The sequence below is a fragment of the Catenulispora rubra genome (assembly GCF_015356825.1).
Classification (GTDB): Bacteria; Actinomycetota; Actinomycetes; order Streptomycetales; family Catenulisporaceae; genus Catenulispora; species Catenulispora rubra.
Genome location: NZ_JAACYW010000697.1, coordinates 1 through 604, shown reverse-complemented (window position 1 = coordinate 604; position 604 = coordinate 1). Strand labels below are relative to the sequence as shown.

Annotated in this window: 1 protein-coding gene; it reads left to right on the top strand. The window is 67.4% G+C overall.

The features are described 5' to 3' along the window. A partial coding sequence (locus tag GWK61_RS55010) for a DUF4982 domain-containing protein (protein WP_194922356.1) occupies positions 1-215 on the top strand: 215 nt, incomplete at its 5' end. Between the last annotated feature and the right edge of the window lie 389 nt (positions 216-604).

Genomic DNA, 604 nt, shown 5'->3' with positions numbered 1-604 from the left:
GCACCAGCGCAACGACCACCGTGAAGGTCTACGGCAACGTCGATGCCGCCACGCTCACACTCAACGGCGTATCACAGGGCACCGTCACGTCCGGCGACCACATCTACAACTGGCCGGTCACCCTCGCCGCCGGACCCAACACCGTCACCGTGACCGGCACCCGCGGCGGACTCACCTACACCGATATCGCCACCTGGACCTACGCCCCGAGCTGAACCACCACCGAGATGCCCGGCTGAACGCTGCGGCCACTTTCACAGGGTGTTGTCCGATCGCCGCACCCTCACGCCGTCATGAGCGCCAGACGCTCGCCTCGGGTGTCCGGCCCGGTGGGCGCCTCGGGCGCGGCTGCCGCGTGCGATCCCGCGGATCGCCGCTCCGGCGCGGCACGGCAAGCTGTTGCAAGATTCGTTGAAACCTCTTGACCCGTGCTGACGCTCGGGTGTTCCATCCGCCTATCCCTTTTATTGGCAGCGGCAACAAATATCGCTCGGCCGCACCTGCACGCGGGGCCCACACACCCCGACCAATGACAATCGTCCCGGCCTCCGCAGGCACTGCTTCGCCATGCCCTGCGGTAGGAGCCGCGCGCTCGACATCCAGG